Origin of the sequence: Octadecabacter sp. R77987 (assembly GCF_042466115.1) — a bacterium.
Lineage (GTDB): Bacteria > Pseudomonadota > Alphaproteobacteria > Rhodobacterales > Rhodobacteraceae > SW4.
The window spans coordinates 2,580,491-2,599,375 of the sequence record NZ_JAXHBQ010000001.1 but is presented as its reverse complement, the minus strand read 5'-3'; the positions used below and the strand labels follow the sequence as shown (position 1 = coordinate 2,599,375).

Annotated in this window: 23 protein-coding genes; 8 read left to right on the top strand and 15 right to left on the bottom strand. The window is 60.3% G+C overall.

The window, feature by feature from the left end; all coding sequences use genetic code 11:
• Positions 1-13: 13 nt before the first annotated feature.
• The 11 genes from SJY21_RS13230 to SJY21_RS13180 form a co-directional block, all read right to left on the bottom strand.
• Positions 14-283: a hypothetical protein gene (locus SJY21_RS13230; RefSeq protein ID WP_377511533.1), complete on the bottom strand. Its 270-nt coding sequence runs from the start codon at positions 281-283 to the stop codon at positions 14-16.
• Entirely contained in the window at positions 283-1,635 is a 1,353-nt protein-coding gene (locus SJY21_RS13225; RefSeq protein WP_377511530.1) for a DUF6638 family protein, read from the bottom strand. Before SJY21_RS13225 ends, SJY21_RS13230 begins: the two co-directional genes overlap by 1 nt.
• The gene (locus SJY21_RS13220) at positions 1,632-1,943 is read right to left on the bottom strand and encodes a hypothetical protein (protein ID WP_377511527.1); all 312 of its coding nucleotides are present in this window, start codon (positions 1,941-1,943) and stop codon (positions 1,632-1,634) included. The genes SJY21_RS13225 and SJY21_RS13220 overlap by 4 nt, the downstream gene beginning before the upstream one ends.
• A complete protein-coding gene (locus SJY21_RS13215) occupies positions 1,937-2,290 on the bottom strand; it encodes a hypothetical protein (protein ID WP_377511524.1) in 354 nt (117 codons plus the stop codon). Before SJY21_RS13215 ends, SJY21_RS13220 begins: the two co-directional genes overlap by 7 nt.
• The gene (locus SJY21_RS13210; RefSeq protein WP_377511521.1) at positions 2,287-2,592 is read right to left on the bottom strand and encodes a hypothetical protein; all 306 of its coding nucleotides are present in this window, start codon (positions 2,590-2,592) and stop codon (positions 2,287-2,289) included. Before SJY21_RS13210 ends, SJY21_RS13215 begins: the two co-directional genes overlap by 4 nt.
• The gene (locus SJY21_RS13205) at positions 2,589-4,523 is read right to left on the bottom strand and encodes an ATP-binding protein (RefSeq protein WP_377511518.1); all 1,935 of its coding nucleotides are present in this window, start codon (positions 4,521-4,523) and stop codon (positions 2,589-2,591) included. The genes SJY21_RS13210 and SJY21_RS13205 overlap by 4 nt, the downstream gene beginning before the upstream one ends.
• 45 nt (positions 4,524-4,568) lie before the next feature.
• Positions 4,569-5,693: a hypothetical protein gene (locus tag SJY21_RS13200; protein ID WP_377511515.1), complete on the bottom strand. Its 1,125-nt coding sequence runs from the start codon at positions 5,691-5,693 to the stop codon at positions 4,569-4,571.
• Complete coding sequence (locus SJY21_RS13195) at positions 5,680-6,036, bottom strand: hypothetical protein (RefSeq protein WP_377511512.1); 357 nt, start codon at positions 6,034-6,036, stop codon at positions 5,680-5,682. Before SJY21_RS13195 ends, SJY21_RS13200 begins: the two co-directional genes overlap by 14 nt.
• Before the next feature lie 3 nt (positions 6,037-6,039).
• Positions 6,040-7,116 (bottom strand): hypothetical protein, encoded by a 1,077-nt coding sequence (locus SJY21_RS13190; RefSeq protein ID WP_377511509.1) that lies wholly within the window; start codon positions 7,114-7,116, stop codon positions 6,040-6,042.
• A 116-nt stretch (positions 7,117-7,232) separates the two neighbouring features.
• On the bottom strand, positions 7,233-8,051 hold the full coding sequence (locus tag SJY21_RS13185; protein WP_377511506.1) for a L,D-transpeptidase: 819 nt from the start codon (positions 8,049-8,051) through the stop codon (positions 7,233-7,235).
• A 143-nt stretch (positions 8,052-8,194) separates the two neighbouring features.
• Complete coding sequence (locus SJY21_RS13180) at positions 8,195-9,400, bottom strand: M24 family metallopeptidase (protein ID WP_377511503.1); 1,206 nt, start codon at positions 9,398-9,400, stop codon at positions 8,195-8,197.
• 171 nt (positions 9,401-9,571) lie between these two features.
• Here SJY21_RS13180 and SJY21_RS13175 point away from each other — a divergent pair, with 171 nt between their 5' ends.
• The 4 genes from SJY21_RS13175 to SJY21_RS13160 are packed head-to-tail and all read left to right on the top strand — an operon-like array spanning position 9,572 to position 11,671.
• Entirely contained in the window at positions 9,572-9,916 is a 345-nt protein-coding gene (locus SJY21_RS13175) for a cupin domain-containing protein (RefSeq protein WP_377511500.1), read from the top strand.
• Position 9,917: 1 nt separating this feature from the next.
• Entirely contained in the window at positions 9,918-10,325 is a 408-nt protein-coding gene (locus tag SJY21_RS13170) for a hypothetical protein (RefSeq protein ID WP_377511497.1), read from the top strand.
• 7 nt (positions 10,326-10,332) lie between these two features.
• Positions 10,333-10,686, top strand: coding sequence for a cupin domain-containing protein (locus SJY21_RS13165; protein ID WP_377511494.1), 354 nt, complete (start codon positions 10,333-10,335; stop codon positions 10,684-10,686).
• A 1-nt stretch (position 10,687) separates the two neighbouring features.
• Positions 10,688-11,671: a P1 family peptidase gene (locus SJY21_RS13160; protein ID WP_377511491.1), complete on the top strand. Its 984-nt coding sequence runs from the start codon at positions 10,688-10,690 to the stop codon at positions 11,669-11,671.
• 55 nt (positions 11,672-11,726) lie between these two features.
• Here the strand turns inward: SJY21_RS13160 and SJY21_RS13155 are convergent, their stop codons facing one another.
• A complete protein-coding gene (locus SJY21_RS13155; RefSeq protein ID WP_377511488.1) occupies positions 11,727-12,503 on the bottom strand; it encodes an alpha/beta hydrolase in 777 nt (258 codons plus the stop codon).
• A gap of 80 nt (positions 12,504-12,583) precedes the next feature.
• On the opposite strand from SJY21_RS13155, the gene SJY21_RS13150 reads away from it, so the two are divergent.
• Positions 12,584-14,062: an NAD-dependent succinate-semialdehyde dehydrogenase gene (locus SJY21_RS13150; RefSeq protein WP_377511485.1), complete on the top strand. Its 1,479-nt coding sequence runs from the start codon at positions 12,584-12,586 to the stop codon at positions 14,060-14,062.
• Positions 14,063-14,348: 286 nt separating this feature from the next.
• Positions 14,349-14,603, top strand: coding sequence for an HNH endonuclease (locus SJY21_RS13145; RefSeq protein ID WP_377511482.1), 255 nt, complete (start codon positions 14,349-14,351; stop codon positions 14,601-14,603).
• A 36-nt stretch (positions 14,604-14,639) separates the two neighbouring features.
• Here the strand turns inward: SJY21_RS13145 and SJY21_RS13140 are convergent, their stop codons facing one another.
• Positions 14,640-14,936, bottom strand: coding sequence for a YciI family protein (locus SJY21_RS13140; protein WP_377511479.1), 297 nt, complete (start codon positions 14,934-14,936; stop codon positions 14,640-14,642).
• 100 nt (positions 14,937-15,036) lie between these two features.
• Between SJY21_RS13140 and SJY21_RS13135 the strand changes: the two genes are divergently transcribed.
• Both SJY21_RS13135 and SJY21_RS13130 read left to right on the top strand, forming a co-directional pair.
• Positions 15,037-15,603, top strand: a complete 567-nt coding sequence (locus SJY21_RS13135; protein WP_377511476.1) for an RNA polymerase sigma factor — start codon at positions 15,037-15,039, stop codon at positions 15,601-15,603.
• Entirely contained in the window at positions 15,600-17,660 is a 2,061-nt protein-coding gene (locus SJY21_RS13130; RefSeq protein WP_377511473.1) for a von Willebrand factor type A domain-containing protein, read from the top strand. The genes SJY21_RS13135 and SJY21_RS13130 overlap by 4 nt, the downstream gene beginning before the upstream one ends.
• Before the next feature lie 116 nt (positions 17,661-17,776).
• Here SJY21_RS13130 and SJY21_RS13125 read toward each other — a convergent pair whose 3' ends face one another.
• Positions 17,777-18,472: a helix-turn-helix transcriptional regulator gene (locus SJY21_RS13125; RefSeq protein ID WP_377511470.1), complete on the bottom strand. Its 696-nt coding sequence runs from the start codon at positions 18,470-18,472 to the stop codon at positions 17,777-17,779.
• Entirely contained in the window at positions 18,469-18,855 is a 387-nt protein-coding gene (locus tag SJY21_RS13120) for a VOC family protein (protein ID WP_377511467.1), read from the bottom strand. The genes SJY21_RS13125 and SJY21_RS13120 overlap by 4 nt, the downstream gene beginning before the upstream one ends.
• Positions 18,856-18,885: the final 30 nt, after the last annotated feature.

The following is an 18,885-nucleotide window of genomic DNA, read 5'->3' as shown; positions in this document are numbered from 1 at the left end:
GATTGGGCGCCTTTCAGTTGACGAAGTAAAGGATCGTGCCGACGATGACTGTGGGTATCACATAGACCAGCACGATCAACTTTTTGCGGAAACCACTTTCATATTTGGCCATGCCCTCTGTGATATAGGCAGTGCGCACGGGTGAATCCAGATCGTCGGGATGATCCTCGGCCCACCAGTTTTCCAGCTTTTCACGCCGGATCGAGCGGGAATAAAGCGAGATGCAGATATAGACCACGCTCAGGCCCAGAAATCCGAATACGATCAGTCGAACGAGTGCCATCATTTCCTCCTTACTGCGCCCCAGGGGCCGACCTGTTCGATCATATCAGGAATTGGCGGCGGCACGACCTGTGGTTCGGCCATTGGTGCCTCGTGCCCGAAAAGCGCCTTGCGTGTGCCAGCCTTGTCGACCTGATACTCGCGGTGCAGAAAATCGGCGACATATTCCTTTTTCTCGTCCGGCCAGGTGGCATAGGTCGCATAGAATGCTTCCTTGTGGCAGATGAAAAGCTGGCGAATATCCAGCGGGGTCAGCTGCGCCAGCAGCATGTTGATCAGGTCCGCATCCGCGTGATCCTTGGCCCGTAGCGTATAGAAATAGGCGGGGTGTTCGGATGTGATATGTGGCCAGTCGCCCCCTTCATCCGCCCAGCGCACCAGTGCGGCCAGCCCCTGCCATTCTTCGGGCAGGTCCTTGGCATAGCGCCGCCCCAGATTGCGCAGATCGCGGCGCGTCGCGCCAGACAGGTCTTCGCCCATCTTGCTGGCCACCTCGGCCACGACGAAATCCATCTTCTGGTGCAGGATCGCTGCGGCGTCGATGCCACGCGCCTTGATGATGGGTTCGACCAGATCGTTCAGTTGCAGGAACTTGGCGATGGCCGAAGTGTCGGTCAGATCAAAAACGTATGGCACGGGCAGATCGCCCAGCTTTTTCTTGTCGCCTGTTGTGATCGCCGCCGGATGTTCGACCTGGCGAAACACGAACAGCCCGCCGAATTTCGCGGTCCAGAAGTTATCCTGGTGAAAGGTCATCTGGCGCAGATTCACAGGATTGCGCACCACATCACCGGTCTTCTTGGCCAGCCCGATCATGTCTGCAATCAGCACGTCATCGAACCATGCATCCGGTTCGGTCTTGAAACGGTCAATCATCGCGCCCAATTTCGCTGCCGTGGCGACCGTGCCTTCGGTCGTATCCGCCTCGACGGTGATCTGGCGGATATCGAACAGGCGCGCGGCTGTGTCGGCAGTAAAGACGGAATTCACCAATTCACCTGCCACGGCATCGCGCGCGGTCAGGGCAAACAACTCAGCCGCGTTCTTCTCAATGAACTGCCGCAAGATCCCGCGCGAGGTCGAGAACTGCACATTCAACAAAGGCGCGGTTTTCTGTTCGGTGGTCAGCAGGATGAACTGCCGGTTCACTCCTTCGTGGTTCAAATAGAGCGTATCACCCAGTTCATCACCGATTTCCGGCGAATAGCCGGATATATCGACGTGAAAGTCCTTCAACTTGGTGGTTTTGCCCGTCAGGTGCTTTAGCGCACGGTTATAGCGATCCACCAAAACGGGGCTGTCCACGCGGATCAGATTGCCAAACATCAGACCTTTTTCGATCAAACGCTTCATGCGGAACGCTCCCGAATGGCCTGCCAGGTAAACGCGATACCTGTTGCGGGCAGCCAGAACGCCGCCGTTATGACCAGCATCCAAAGCGTCTCGGACAAGGAAAACGCAGCGCCAAGACTGGCCCGCGTCACACCGACAACCGCCAGCAGAATAATGAAATTCACCGCCGTCGCGACAAAAAGGCAAATGCCCAGACCGCGCAGGAAATCCCTGGCTGACCGCATGTCATCGCGGCCACGGTTCCAGCCGATCCACGCACCTGTCAGCATCGTCGCCAGCGTCATTGTAATGCCCAGCGCCCCTACCATGTTTTCTTGACCCAGTGTTTTGGCAGGCCCGCGATGGACAGGATCATGATCGGCGCCCACAGCAGCGCCGATATCGCGCCCAACCGGAGGAAATGGAATATGACAGATGCCGTGCCTGCTTCGGTCAGGGTCGCAAGGCTGATGCCTTGCCACAGGTAAAGCGCCAAAAAGAACAGCATCCCGACGCAAAGCATGATCAAGGTTGCACAAAAGGCGAGCAGAAACAGCGGCCTCACCCCTTCGGGAAACACCATGGCCAGCAGTTTCGGCACCAGCCAGCCGATCAGTGCCAGCGTCAAGGCGGGCAAAACAATGGCCAACTGGCCGGATGTGAACAGATCGCTCATTTGCCACCACGCCGCATAACCGCACTGATGATCGCGGCAAGCATGACAAACACACCCAACACGCCCGAAGCCGCAAGTTGCGACTGATCGGGCAGGACTTTCATATCCGCCGCGTCCCCCCAAATAGGCTGGGCAATCGTTATGGCCAGATACAAGACGCCAAACCAAACCGCCGGAATCGCGATGATCCCAAAGGCAAAGCCCGCAATCCCCCCCACGCGTGCCCACAGCAGCGGCACGATGATCACAATGATCACCCCCGCCAGCACTGTCGCCACCATCATGAGGAGCGCTGCACTCACCCCTTGCCCTCCAGATACCGCCGTTTGGCTTCTTCCTGCCGGCCAAAGTCGCGGATCATGTTTTCAATCGCGACCTCGTCGGATTTATCGGCATAGCGGAATTCGCTGTCGGCGTAGCGGTTGATCTCCTGAATGACCATTTCCACCGTGATCGGCTGGCGCATGTCGTCGATCATCGCCTTTTTGGTGTCGTAGTCCTTGAACAGGAACAGGTCGGGGTTTTCCATCCATTCGTCCGGCAATTCAAAGTCCATCGCCCGCACCTTCACAGCGTCCGTGATGTTCTTGATCGCGCGGCCTGTGAACCGATCATCCGCCTCCTGAATACCCTTCAGATAGGTGCCGAGTTTGGCAATCGTATCCAGCTTGCCGATGTCCTTGCTGACCTTGTCAAACACCCGCTCCAGCCCGTCTTCGTGCGGGCGGGAATGGCTTTCAAAACTGGCGGCAACGGCCTTCTTGATCTCCTGTGCGCTAAACACCTCGTGATCGCCGACCGGAATATCGTGGTTCTTGCCCATCAGCAGATACAGAATATCGATGTAATCATCCCGCGTGATCGGCCCGTCGACGAGGAACCGCGCACCCGCCCGCTGGCGCAGGGCATCATCCACATTCTCGGGGTAGTTACTGAACATTCCAAAGGTGCAATTGCCGCGCACGACTGTGTTAGCGCCCGCGAAACTTTCCATCAGCACGGCGGTAATTTCCAACTGACCCGCGCTTGACTGGCGATCGCCGCGCTTGCCTGCCAGTTGGTCAATATCGTCAATCGTGCCAAAGCCGATGACATTGGGATCAATGATATTGTTAATAAACGCCTTGGCGTTCTGGCCCGATTTGCCCTGATAACTGTCTATGTTGTCGGTGCTCAGGTTCTGATAGCGGAACGGATAGCCCGCGACCTGACAGTAGTCGTTGATCAGCCCTGCCATCATCTGGATCAGGGTGGTTTTCCCCGTGCCGGGCTTGCCATCCCCCATGAAGGTAAAGATGAAACCGCCCAGTTCGGCAAAGGGGTTCAGCTTGCGATCAAAGTCGTAGGCCATGACCATCTTGGCCAGTTTCATCGCCTGATACTTGGCGATATGGTTGCCAACGACTTCGTTTGGCTTCTTGAAGGTCATGGTCAGTTTGGACGATTTCGCCGCACGCGCGGGGCTGAACCCGTCCACAGTAAATCCGTCCGCCTCGACCCGCCAGCTTGCCGCCTTGAACGGCTCCAGCCGTGACGCGGTGCTGGCGCGTGCGGCGACCTTGGCCATCAGGCTTTCGGCGAATGCCAGGACCGTGGCAACCAGTTTGCCTTCGGTTGCCGCGAACAACCCGATGTCCTGATCCAACTCCCATAGCGCGCCATGCAGGGCCAGTTGGCCGTTGTCGGTCAAGACTTCCTCGACCTCGCCCACCTCGACGGTTTCTTCACTCGCGTGGCTGGACAACAGAAACGCCGTGGCCGACCCGAACACATAAAGCGTGATCAGCGCCTCGGCGCTCAGCATCTCGGAAAACGCGGCCTTTTTGCCGCTGGGCAAGCTGCCCTCAAGGTTGGCACGCTTCAGATCAGCCAGCCCTGTGCGGTCGGAATACTGTTCGGCCACGGCCAGTGCGATGGCAATGGCGCGGCGCAGCCCTTGCAGCACGCTGGCCTGCACCGGTGAACACAGCCCGTCACCTTCGTCCGCACTTTCGACGCGCGCGATGATCTGCACCCCTTCGCTGCGGGCGGTCCGTTTGGTCACAAGGCCCGGCGTAGTGTTGCGAAACCGCCGCCGCGTGCCGATGCCCGATGACTTTTCGGCCACCGGATTTTCCTTGGCTTCGGCAATGCGCGGCGCGTGGTCGAACCCGTCAAGCATGTCCAAGGCAGCGGCGTAGTGCTTTACGACATCTTCTTCGCGCAATTCCATCTGGTCGGCTGTCTGGCTCATACGGCACCCAATCTCATCTTGCTAAAAATATCCAAAATCCAACCCTCACCGATAGCTCAACACACGCCCGTTGGGCGAAACGACGAACTTGCGCACATCCCCGAATCCGGGCGGTTTGCGTTCCTCCAGCGCCTGATAGGGGCGTTGGGGCAGGATGATGCTGCGTTCCATGCGGGTTGCGCCGGTTTCCGCGCCTTGGCCTGCGAATGGGTCGAGCGCGAACACCTCGCGCTGCACCATGCCGAACCAGCCGGATTTTTCGCGCACCGTGTCGGCGGATGTCAGTTCTTCCTCGGTCCAGACCAGCGCCCAGTCTTCGCCCACTGGCGCGCGCGCGGCTTCGAGCACTTCGCGCAAGGGCCCCGCCTGTTTGGTAAAGGCATGGGAATACATCGGACCAATGTGGAACCGGCGCAGGCGTTTGGGGTGCAGATCGTCGAAATCCTGATCGAAACCCCGTGCGATGGTCAGCAACTTCAACCCGCCAAGGCTTTGCGCCATCAGGTGCGCTTGGGCTTCGGGCCAGCGGCGTTCGTCTTTGGGCAGGCCGACCTTGCCGGTATCCTCGACCTCCATCAGGTAGATCGTGGGCAGGTTGGTCTGGCTGTCATAAACCGCCCAGTGGATCAGGAAATTCCGGCGCATTTCGCTGGGGTTGCCCTGCCAGACGGCCACTGGATCGTTTTGCGCCCAAAACAGCCCGCCACGACGTAACTCCTGATAATAAAGCCGCTGGGACAGGGCGTATTGCAGCTTGGTCGGGATTTCGAGATCGTGCAGGATCGACCGGATCATCTCGTCCTTCAGCGCTTCCTCACTGCGCATTTCGCGCAGATGGCGTTCGGCCTGGAGCGCGTCGTTGGCCATGGTCAGCAGTTCGGCAAAGACGGGAAAGCCGCTTTCGACACGGTCAAACGTCAGCTTGCCCGCATGGGCGAAACGGCCGCTGAAATGGTATTTGTGGGCCAGCGCGCGGAAGGTCAGCGTCAGGCCCACCAGGTAGCGCGCCATGACTTCCACCTCGGCGCGGGTCAGGCGGCGTTCAGCCTCCATCGCCGCAGCGACACGGCCCAGATGGCCCGTGATCTTTTCAAACTTGCCAAAATAGCGCCGCGTGACGCGCGTATCTTCCAGTTGGAAATGATCGAGGGGGGTGTCAGCTTGCGGCATTATTCAAGCCTATCATTGACCTTAACTTAGTGACAGACCTCCTGAACTGGTCGATTACGATCAATATCCCAGATGTGTCAATATGCCGGCCATCACCTAAGAATGCCAAGGAAATCAGCCTAACGGCGCTCGGAATGGTAAAGAACAGCTGAAAATAGGCGAAGATGGTTACGAGCGGCAATATCTTCATGAGACTCATACCGAACAATACCCACATTTCGTGGACATACAGTTCGTACGAAAAGAAAACTCCTAAAAATACCACATACAGGGCCGCCAAATTGCCCAAAGCAACTAATTGAAAGCCGAACACCGCCGACATGCCCGCCTTAATGAAACTCAAGCATCAAGCCCCGTACTGGTTGCTGTCGTGCTTCTCTACAATTTTCTCGAAACGGCGCATGAAACGCTCGTCCGCACGCGCCTTTTGCTCCAGCACTTCGCGGGCGAAGACCATGTGGTCCTCGTGGGCTTCCATCATTTCGGCCATGCGCGCGTTGGTGGCTGACCCGATTGCGGCCATCGCGGTCTGCGCCTCTTGGTCGGTTTTCACGCCGATCTCGTTGATCTGGTGGGCCACGTCCTGCTGCTGCGCGGTTTTCAGCGATTTGGTCAGCGCGTCATAAAGCACCACACGCTGTTTGGTGTCTGTTTGCAGCTTGTTGATCAGCACCATCTGCGTCGCCGCCTGGTTTTGCAGTGAATCGATCCAGGTTTTGCCTTTTTCGATATAGCGTTCCAGCGTCTGCGATTTCGCCAGCTTGACCTGTTCCTGCTGCACCAGATCGTTGTAGCGGGTGTTGGCGGCGGCCAGTTCGGTTTCCAGTGCCGTGCGTTTCGCGGCATCCTGTTCGACGGAAATCTTGTTTTCCAGCGCGATGATCGTCGGGTCCATGCCGGAAATCTCGGCCTTGACCGCTTCCAGTTCGGACACGGTGGTTTCGCGGTCTTCCAGCGTGCCCGAAAGGTTGGTTTCAACCTTGGTTTTCTGTTCGTTCAGCACCGCCAACTGCCCTTCGAGGAGCTGGGTGATCACATCGGATTTGGCGATCAGGTCTTGCAGCTTGTCATCAACCGACGCCGTGCGCATGCGTTCCTGACGCAGGGATTCCGATTTGCCCTTGGAAAAGATACCGACAAAGGTTTCCCAGCCTGTTTTCGAGCGCATCTCGTCAAAATCTTTGGAAAATCCGGCCGTTACATCGTCGAGCCCCATGATCAGTTCGGCGATATTGGCGTTCATCGCTTCGGTATGGGCATGCACATCCGCAAGCGAGGCATTTTCGATATCCACGGCGATATCTGTGCCCTCGGCCATCTTCTGGCGCGCGGTTTCGATCCGGCTGGTCAGTTCGGCAATCTTGCCCTGTGCCTCGGCCACCTGTTCCTGTGATTCACGGATCTGCGCGTCGAAATTTGCCATACTTTGTCCCTCGTTGGTAATCGTCTGTGCTTTATATGGGAAATCTTACGACATTTTACACGGGTGCAGTAGAGCGAAAATCGCGTTTCAACCTGCTTTTGCCCATGGAATCGCGATTACGCGTCGGTTTCCGCGCCTGGATCGGTTTCAACCACACCCTGTTCCTCGACCGCGCCATAGATCGTTTCCGGCGACACGATCGTTGCGGGCAGTTCGATACCGCGGTTGGACAATTCCGGACCAAGGATGCGTTCGGATTCCGACTTCGAGCGGATACGCACATTGGTGCCGTTTGGCACACGTTCATAGAGGTCGATAATATCGTGATTAAACAAGCGGATACAGCCTGCTGACCCCGAATTGCCGATCGAGCGCAGGTCGTTGGTCCCGTGGATGCGGTAAAACGTATCGCGCCCGCCCTGATACAAATAAAGCGCGCGCGCGCCCAAGGGGCTGGCCAACCCGCCCGGCACGCCGCCGCGAAATTCGCCATAAACCTCGGGTTGGGTGCGCAGCATGTTGGCGGTTGGGGTCCAGCCGGGCCATTCGACCTTGCGCCGGATGGTTGTCGGGCGGCGCAAGGACCGGCCCGCGCGCCCCACCGCGATGGGATAGCGCCACGCCGTTCCATCATCCAAGATCCAATACAAGAACTTGCCATGCGGGTCGATTTCGATCGTTCCTGCAGGCTGCGTTCCATCATAGAAAATCAACTGGCGGCGGTTGGGGTATTCCAGATAACTCAGCGGGATCGGTGGAAGCGTATAGCCGCCATCCTCGATCAACCCATAGCCTTCGGCGGGGGTAAAGCCGAACTGTTCCAGATCAGTCGCTGCCTGCACTTCTTCTTCGGTCAGGGCGGGGGTGCAAGCCCCAAGGGCAGCAGCGCCGGAAAGCGCAAGAAATTTGCGACGATCAGGGGTGGTAAAGGGCATATGCAGTCCGCCTTGGTAAACTATTCGTCCCGATCTAACACGCTGGTTGACCAAAGCGAAAGCCCGCGCGCGCGTTTGTGACAAATTCGCGGGCCATCGCGCGGCAGCGGGCAGACGGGCGGCACGAAACCGCCCGTCCGGTTTCATCCAACGACGTTGAATTCAGGGCCATAAGGATAGCCCGTGATGTTGTCGTTTCCATCCTCGGTGATCACCAGAATATCGTGTTCGCGATAGCCGCCCGCGCCGGGGTTGCCTTCGGCGATGGTCAGCATCGGTTCCATCGAAATGACCATGCCGGGTTCCAGCACGGTATCGATATCCTCGCGCAGTTCCAGCCCTGCCTCGCGGCCATAGTAATGCGACAAGACGCCAAACGAATGGCCATAGCCAAAGGTGCGGTATTGCAACAACTGGCGTTCCTCGAAGAAGGCGTTGATCTTGTGGGTGATCTCGGCGCAGCTTGCGCCCGGCTGCAGAAGGGACATGCCATATTCATGGGCCGCCACATTGGCCTCCCAGATCTTCAGGCAGGCATCATCGACCTCGCGCACGAACATCGTCCGCTCCAGCGCTGTGTAATAGGCGCTGATCATGGGAAAGGTGTTCAGCGACAGGATATCGCCCGTTTCCAGCGCCCGCGCCGTCACAGGGTTATGCGCCCCGTCCGTGTTCACGCCCGACTGGAACCAGACCCAAGAGTCGCGGTATTCGGCGTCAGGAAAGCGTTTGGCGATCTCCAGTTCCATCGCATCACGCCCCGCCATGGCCACGTCAATCTCGCGCGCGCCAACCTTGACTGCATCGCGGATCGCATAGCCGCCCACATCGGCAACCTGCGCGCCATGGCGGATCAGGGCAATCTCGGCAGGCGATTTGTGCATGCGCTGCACCATGGTCGCAGGGGCGATATCGACGGTCTTGGACGGTTTCAGGAACCCGTCCAACTTGGTCTTTTGCAGCAAGGTCAGGTGATCGCCCTCATAGCCAATCACGCGCCCCTCGCCTGTCACCGACAGGATCGCGCGCCAGTAATTGTCGCGGGTCCAATCGGTATAGGTGATGTTGTCACCATGGCTGCGCCGCCACGGCTGGCCTGCATCAATCCCCGCACTGATGGTCACATCCTGTGTGGCTGTCACGACCAACCCGTAGGGGCGGCCAAACGCACAATACAGAAAGCCGGAATAATAGGCGATCGCGTGCATGGATGTGAAAACGCAGGCCTCGACTCCGGCTTCGGCCATGATCTTGCGCAGGCCCGCAAGGCGGGTGTCAAATTCTGCGGCTTCAAAGGCTTGCACGGCCTTTTCGCCATTGTGAAAGCGGTAAAATTCGGGACGGTCCATAAGGCACCTCCTTTTCAGAAGGTCCGGGCGTTCAGGACGGATTGCGCTGTTGATCAGGAGCGACGCCATCGCCCCGCGCATGGGCGTTCATTGCCCGAAACCGATGCCACGAGTCAATCCACCTTGTGATGGGCGCGCCGGGCGCATTAGGCTGTCCCTACGGAGGACACCATGACCCATTTCGCCCGCCTCACACCCGACGCCGCCCCGCCCGAACATGACGCCCCTGCGGCCGACCGGTTGGTGTCGGGCGATCCGCAATTCACCACATGGAACCTTGAAGACCGCGACGGGCTGTTTTGCGGCATCTGGCAAAGCACCCCGGGGGCGTGGCGCGTTGCCTATGACGAATGGGAATACTGCCACATCCTGTCGGGGCATTCCGTGCTGCGTGATGATGCCACCGGTACGGCGCAGACCCTGCGCGCAGGCGACAGTATCGTGATCCGCCCCGGTTTCACCGGCATCTGGGAGGTGATCGAAACCACCCGCAAAGACTATGTGATCAAGGTCTGACATGGGGGTTTTGCAAACAATCCTGTCGTGGTTCAAACCGCGCACTTCGGCCCCGTCCCCACAGGCAGGTAGTGACCGCTTGCACCTGTTCGCGGGCCATTTCCCGTCCGAAGAAACGGCGATGTCATATTGCTATGACACGCCCGATGACAACCATCCCGAACCGCTGACCCGCGATCTGGCAGACGCCTATGTGGATACAAATTTCGTGGAAGTCGCGTTCGGGGAACGGGTGCCGTTTGCCCTGCGCATGATCATCCCCGCAGCCGACCTTGATGACATGACCGACCGGATCAGCAACGACAACACCCTCGTGATGATCTCTGAATCCGCCTTCGGTGGCATGCCCTATACCCTGAACGATACACCCGCGTTGCGCTATCTGGGCGCTTTCACCATCTCATCCTAGGGGTCCCATGGACAAAGTCACGCTCACCGAAAAACTCGCCCAGTTCGATGACCACTGGAGCCCACGGATCGTCGCCGACTACAACGGCAATGATGTGATGCTGGCCCGGTTTTCAGGTGAATTCCACTGGCACAGCCACCCCAACACCGATGACTTCTTTCTGGTCGTGCAGGGGCGCGTGGCGATTGATCTGCCCGATCAGACACTGGAACTGGACGCGGGCGATCTGTTCGTTGTGCCTGCTGGCGTCGAACACCGCCCGCGCGCCCTGACCGATGAAGCCGCCGTGCTGCTGATCGAACCCAAAGGCACCCCCAACACCGGCGATCCGGCCACCGCCGCGCCCAAACCGCGTCTTTGATATGCGCGCCGGTCCGACCAACCTGATCACCGATGTGGCCGGCCTGCGTGTTGGCAATGCACAGGACGATGCGCTGAAATCGGGCGTCACGGTGTTGGTCGGTGATGCACCATTCACCGCGGGCGTTCACGTGATGGGCGGCGCACCGGGCACGCGGGAAACCGATTTACTGGCGCCCGACAAGACCGTGCAACAGGTCGATGCTTTGGTGCTTGCAGGCGGATCGGCCTTTGGCCTTGATGCAGCGTCAGGCGTGATGGACGCACTGCGCGCACAGGGCCGCGGGTTCGCCGTGGGGGATCAGCGCGTGCCGATCGTGCCTGCGGCGATCCTGTTCGATTTGCTCAATGGCGGGGCCAAGGATTGGGCGGCGAACCCTTACGCCGCCCTTGGTCGCACCGCATTGAACACCGCTGACAGCACATTCCAGCTTGGCACCACGGGTGCCGGAACCGGCGCGACCACGGCAACCCTCAAAGGCGGGCTTGGCTCTGCCTCGGCGATCCTGCCATCCGGCCACACGGTCGGCGCGCTTGTCGCCGTGAACGCGCTTGGCACCGCCACGGTCGGGGATGGCGCGCATTTCTGGGCCGGACCATGGGAAATCGGCACCGAGTTCGGCGGGCGTGGCCCCGCAATCAGCTATCCGCGCCACATGCCGCCTACAAAACTGGGTGGGGCGACGACCATTGCCATCGTTGCCACCGACGCGATCCTGACCCAGGCACAATGCACCCGCCTTGCCACGGCCACCCATGACGGCATGGCGCGCGCATTGGTGCCCAGCCACACGCCGATGGACGGCGATCTGGTCTTTGCCGCCAGCACGGGCGCAAAACCGCTGGCCAATGAACCGCTGGACACGCTTGCCCTTGGCCATGCCGCGGCAACCTGCCTTGCCCGCGCGATTGCCCGTGGGGTCTATCATGCAACGCCAGCCGAGAACGATCCGCTGCCCACATGGGCGATGCTGCACGACACCTAAGCCCCTTCATCTTGGCCATGCAACTCCGGGGGTGTGGGGGCTGGCCCCCACGGACCTATCCCAACAGGGCCGCGACCAGATTGCTGTCAGGGTCGGCCAGCCCGTCGATCACATCGAAATGGTGGCGCGCGGGTTCAATCACCAGATCGCCTTGCCACGCCCTCGCCAGCCCCTGCGCCTGCGCGATGAATGCCGGGCGTTCATCGGCGCCAACCCAAACCGTGACAGGCGCGTCAGGTGCCCGATGCAGCACAGGGCTTTCGGCCCGCGCCTCGGCCGCATCCAGTTGCAATGTTTCATTCATGCTGGTGCGCAACAGCGGCTCCAGATCACCCAATGGCGAGACCGGCACGATCCGCGCGATCCGGTGCCTTGCGGCCAGCGAAACATCCGCGCAGCCCATCCGTGCCACCAGATGCCCGCCCGCCGAATGCCCGGTCAGACGCAGGGGCAACCCGGCAAACCGCGCCGCGACAGTATCCACGACTGCCGCGATCTGGCGGGTGATCCCGGCAATCGTGATGTCGGGGCACAGATCATATGACGGTATCGCCACCGCCCAACCCCGCGCCAGTGGCCCCGCCGCCAGATGCGACCACCAAGACTTGTCAAAGGCCATCCAGTATCCGCCATGGACAAAGATCACCACGCCTTTGGGTGCGCCCACGGGCAGGAACAGGTCATAATCCTCGCGCGCCCGCCCGCCATAGGGTTGGTCCAGTTCACACTGCGCCGCGTCGCGAAATGCCGCTGCAGCGCCTGCCCACCGGTCGGGAAACTTGTCCCCACCGGCGATATAGGCGCCATTGGCGTAAGCGTCATCAAGCTCCATTTCGCACCCTTTCGCACACACCCCATGGACTCTGCCAGCCGCTTGGGTATCCCTGTGTCAAATCTTTGCAGGAGGCTCGCATGCTTGACAACACCACCAACCTGAAATCGCTTTTGTCGCGTCCCGATCTGGTCTGTGAACAGGCCTTCGTCGGCGGTGACTGGGTCGATGCCAAGGACGGCAAGACATTCGATGTGGTCAACCCAGCGCGCGGCGATGTCATTGCAAAGGTCGCCGACCTGTCGCGCGCCGAAATTACCACCGCCATCGCCGCCGCCGAAGCTGCGCGCCACGCATGGGCCGCGCAAACCGGCAAATCCCGCGCGCAGGTCCTGCGCAAGTGGTTCGACCTGTTGATGGTCAATCAAGAGGATCTCGCGATCATCATGACCGCCGAGCAGGGCAAACCGCTGGCGGAATCCCGTGGCGAGGTCGCTTATGGCGCATCCTTCGTGGAGTGGTTCGGCGAGGAGGCCAAGCGCATCTACGGCGAAACCATCCCCGGCCATATGCCCGACAAACGCATCACCGTAATCAAGCAGCCCATCGGCGTGGCCGCAGGCATTACCCCGTGGAATTTCCCCAATGCGATGATCGCGCGCAAGGTTGCGCCTGCCCTGGCGGCGGGCTGTTCCTTTGTGATCCGCCCCGCATCGCTGACTCCGCTGTCGGCCCTTGCCATGGCAAAACTGGCGCAGGAAGCCGGCCTGCCCAAGGGGTTGCTGTCCGTCGTGACCTCGACCAAATCGTCAGACGTGGGCAAGGAATTTTGCGAAAACCCGCTGGTGCGCAAGCTGACATTCACGGGCAGCACCGAAGTGGGGCGCATCCTGCTGAAACAGGCCGCCGATCAGGTCATGAAGTGCAGCATGGAATTGGGCGGCAACGCGCCGTTTATCGTGTTCGACGACGCCGATCTGGACGAGGCCGTGATTGGCGCCATAGCCTGCAAGTTCCGCAACAATGGCCAGACCTGCGTTTGCGCCAACCGTATCTACGTGCAGGCAGGCGTTTACGATGCGTTTGCTGCGAAACTGAAAGTGGCGGTCGAGGCTTTGGCCGTAGGTGACGGGCTGTCCGAAGGCACGGCCCTTGGCCCGCTGATCGAACCTTCGGCGGTGGAAAAGGTCAAGGAACACCTCGCCGATGCGCTGTCAAAAGGCGGCACAATCCTGACCGGCGGCAAGGCCCACGATCTGGGTGGCATGTTCTTTGAGCCAACCATCGTGACCAACGCCACCCCCGACATGCAAGTCAGCACCGACGAAACCTTTGGCCCCTTCGCGCCGCTGTTCAAATTCGAGGACGAGGATGACGTGATCAAGCTCGCCAATGACACGATTTTCGGCCTTGCGTCCTATTTCTACGCCAAGGACATCAGCCGCGTCACCAAGGTGGCCGAGGCGCTGGAATACGGCATCGTCGGCGTGAACACCGGCATCATCAGCACCGAAGTCGCGCCGTTTGGTGGAGTCAAGCAATCCGGCCTTGGCCGCGAAGGCAGCCACCACGGCATCGAAGACTACATGGAGATGAAATACATCTGCACCTCGGTCTGACTTGAAACAGGCAAGCTGTTGTATTAATTATTGAATACGGCCCGAGCGCGGATGCGCTTGGGGCACGCCCATTGCGTGCACATAGTCCGACATGAACTGCAGGGTTTGGCATAAGCCATCGGCCTTGTGCACACGCAAGTGTCCCGTCATGGGGGATGAACCTTAGGTCATCGCGCTTCTGCTTTCGAAAGAAAGTCAAAGGAGTTGCCAAGTGGCCAACAGACTACAAGAACACCGAACCGCTGCATTTCACGCCCAAAACGGGCGCTGTTATTACTGTGATCGCATGATGTGGGCGGGCAATGATCCCACGCAATTTGCGCGCAAACACGGATTGACCCAAAATCAAGCCAAACGGCGCTTGGTCACAGCCGAACATCTGTGGGCCCGATGTGATGGCGGTCGCGATATCCGCAGAAATATCGCTGCGGCTTGCTTGCATTGCAACACGAGTCGCCATCGCCCTAGATCGCCGTTATCGCCAAACGACTACCGAAAATTCGTGGCCGAAAAGATCGCAACGGGCGGCTGGGGGCACTGAAAAACGGGGCGTCACCACACGCCACCTCAACCCCGTTCACCCCATCGACATCAGTTCTGCCAACTCGATATGGCCCATTGCCAGAAACGGACAGGCCGCCGCGACCGCTTCGGCGGCGGCCATGTCATCGGCGCGAAACACCAGCGCGCCCATGATGCCTGCATAACCGCCGTCGCTTGCACCCTCCGCCGTTACGATGCGGCGCGCCTTGAACGGGGCGTCTGGCAGCACGATGTCGTCGCCAATATCGGCCATCCACGCCATATGGGCCTGCATATGCGCGGCCCCTTCTTCCTTGGTCGCGAACGGCTCGCCGCCGTGGTAGGTTATCATGAAATTCGGCATATTCTGTCCCTTCAATTTGCCCGCCACCTAAGCACGGAAAACAATCTTTGCCTAATCGCGCATTTCATTCCAAGGATTGACCGCGCGCATGCGTCAAACGACTGTGATGCGCATGATGACAAGCGACGAAGATCTGGCCCAGGCGGCCGCGGGTGGTGACGGCGAGGCTTTCGCGCTGTTGCTCGCGCGGTGCTATGATCGGCTGTTCGCGCTTTGCTTTCGCCTCACGGGCGCGCGGGCCGAGGCCGAAGATCTGACGCAAGACATTTGCGCCGCCTTGCCTGCCAAGCTGGCGAGTTACCGGCGGCAATCCAAGGTCACGACATGGCTTTACCGCGTTGCCGTGAACGCCGCCCATGATCGCCGCCGCCGCGCCGCCAGCCATGCGCGCGCCGCGGACGGATGGGGCGACTGGGAACTGGGCCGTCATGCCGAAATCGCTGAAACCCGCGCGCAACTGGACTGGCTGACCGCCGCCATGTCCGGCCTGCCCGACGATCTGCGTGACACACTGGCGCTGATCATGGACGACATGACCCACGCCGAAGCAGGCGAGGTTCTGGGCGTCTCCGAAGGGACGATAAGCTGGCGATTGTCCGAGTCCCGCAAACGCCTGCGCGCGATGAAACAAAATGAAGAGGAGGGCGCGCGATGACCGATGAACTCGACGATCTGAGAGCCGCACTCGACGCCGCCACACCTGCACCGGACGCCGCGAAACGCGCCGCCGACATCGCCCTGGCTCGCGAAAACTTCGCCGCGCTCCAAGGATCGCGCGATGCCACCCGTCATACCCCTGCAACCGAGGGATCACCCCTCTGGACAGGAGTGAAAACCATGCTGACCAAGCTGACCACCAAAGGCGGGCTGACCGTCACCACCGCTATCATCGCCTGCGGTTTCCTTGTGCTGACACCGCAGGGGCGCGACCTGATCAACCTACCCAGCGGGCAGCCGACCGTCAGCGAACTTGGCGAAACCAACACCGCGCCGACACCGACCGAGGACGACTCCGGCGTCACTGCGTTTGGCGGCACGATCGCCGAGGAGTCTGATGCCATCGCTGTCGCCCCGTCACCAGATGCTGCGGACCTCGCCCTGGACGAGGGCGCGCTGGTGCCGCCCGCAATCACAGCCGAGCGCGAGGAAGCGCCCGTCGAAATGCTGACCCAGTCACCGGCTGCCGAACGAGGTGCGCAGGAACTTGGGCGTCTGCGCGCGATAACGGAACCTGCGGGCGAAATGGCCGATATGGCCCCCGCCGCCCCGCCCCGTATCGCGCCCGGCCCGCAAGACGCTGACGACGCCCGCGTCGCACCCGATACCGAAGCCTTTGCCAATGCCGAAACCAACCCCCTACGGATCACCGCCGAGACCCCCGTTTCGACGTTTTCCATCGACGTGGACACGGCCAGCTATGCGGTCCTGCGCTCCTCGCTGATGCGCGGGCAACTTCCTGCGCCAGGCGCGATCCGTATCGAAGAACTGATCAACTATTTCCCCTATGACTACGCGGTCCCCGAAGCGGGCCAAGCCCCGTTCCGCCCCACGGTCAACGTCTTTGAGACCCCGTGGAACGCCGACACGCAACTGGTGCAAATCGCCATCCAAGGCACGATGCCCGCGCTGGAAGATCGCCCGCCGCTGAACCTTGTCTTTCTTATCGACACATCCGGATCAATGAACGACGCGGCCAAATTGCCGCTTTTGAAACAGTCGTTCCGCCTGATGCTTGACCAGTTGCGCCCGCAAGACGAAGTGGCGATCGTCGCCTATGCCGGTTCGGCGGGTCAGGTTTTGGCCCCCACGCCTGCATCCGACCGCGCCACGATTCTGGCCGCGCTCAACGCCCTTGCCGCAGGCGGTGGCACTAACGGGCAGGGCGGGCTGGAACAGGCCTATGCAACCGCCGCCGCGATGGCACGTGACGGCGAAGTCAGCCGGGTGATCCTTGCCACGGACGGTGATTTCAACGTCGGCCTGTCCGATCCGCGCGGGTTGGAAGGCTACATCGCCGATCAGCGCGATAGTGGCACATACCTGTCGGTGCTGGGCTTCGGACGTGGCAATCTGGACGATGAAACCATGCAAGCCCTGGCGCAAAACGGCAACGGCACGGCCGCCTATATCGACACGCTGTCCGAGGCGCAAAAAGTGCTGGTCGACAACCTGACCGGCGCACTTTTCCCGATCGCCAATGACGTGAAAATCCAGGTCGAATTCAACCCCGCACTGGTCGCCGAATACCGGCTGATCGGCTATGAAACTCGCGCGCTGCGGCGCGAGGATTTCAACAACGACGCGGTGGATGCAGGTGAACTTGGTGCCGGTCACACGGTCACGGCAATCTATGAAATCACGCCCGTTGGCTCGCCTGCGGTCCTAAGCGATCCTTTGCGCTATCAGCCTACACCCGCAGCGGATGACAGCGACGAACTCGGCTTTTTGCGCCTGCGCTACAAGGCACCGGGTGACAGTGACAGCCAGCTGATCGAAACGCCCATTGCCACGACATCCACCGATGGCGAGGCCCAATTCGCCGCCGCTATCGCGGGCTTTGGGCAATTGCTGCAGGGCGGCACCTACCTTGGTGACTGGACTTACGCCGATGCCATCGCGCTGGCCAATGCCAACCGCGGCGACGACCCGTTCGGTTATCGCACCGAAGCGGTGCAACTGATGCGGCTGGCCGCAAGTCTGTCAGGAAACTAGACACGCTCATCTTGCCAAAAATATCCCCGCCGGAGGCTCTAACGCCTCGTATCCTACAGCCTTCGGCGGCAAAACGATCACCCGCCACACCACTCAAACAACGGCGCGGCAGCGCCTCATTTCGGGCGGTGGCTGCGGCGGGTTTCATCGGCATAGAAATCGCGCAGGCTCTGGCCGCGTTGGGGTTTGAACACACCTGCGTCTTTCATCTGCGCTATGCGATCCAGCCGAAACATCCGAAAATCGGCGCGTTTTTCGCACCAGCCAACCATCGTCCATGTCTTGCCCCAGAACCATAGGCCCAGCGGGCGCACAACACGGTGGCTGGTCGCGCCACTTTCGTCGGCGTAGTCAATTTCAAGGCGGATATTGGTTTCCGAGGCCGCCTCGACCCGATCAATCATCTCGCGCAAATCGTCGGTCATTTCGGACATGGTAAATGCGTTGATCTTCACCGCCTCGGCCCGCGCGCGCGCGCCATCGGGCAAGACTGCGGCAATCTTGATCAGGGCTTCTTCGGCCCCTGCGGCCATATTGGCCCCGCCCCAAGCGCGGATCAGTTTCGCACCGGCAACCAGCGCGACAATCTCGTCCTCGGTGAACATCAGCGGCGGCACCTCGTATCCGGCGCGCATGACGTATCCGACGCCCGCCTCGCCTTCGATCGGAACACCTGATCCGATCAGATCGGCGATATCGCGGTAAACGGTCCGCTTTGTCACCTCCAACTGCTGCGCCAGACGCGCCGCCGTGGTCAGCCGACCGCCCCGCAGATACTGCACGATCTGGAAAAGGCGGTCGGCGCGTCTCATGCGGCTTTGGCCAGTTCAAACAGGCCGATGGAATTTCCATCGGGGTCAATCATATACTGAAACCGGCCATGGGGGATGGGAACAATCGGGCCGACGATCTGGCCACCAGCCTTGATCGCACGTTCAGCCGCGGCTTCCAGCGAGCCGTTGATCGTTACATGTGTCGTCGCACCGGTTCCCGCCGCGGCAGGCTTGCCCTCGTAAAGGTGGCCACCGCCGGCGACATCACCGCCATCCAGCACGACAATCGGGTTGGGGCCCATATTGGTCACAACCTGCGACGTCCACCCGCAGACGTCATCATAAAACGCCTGCGCCCTGGCAAGGTCGGTCACGGGAATTTCGAACCATGCGGCCATCGGCTGAACGGGTTGACTGGTCATTGTCTCATCTCCTTGCGTTGTTGATGAGAC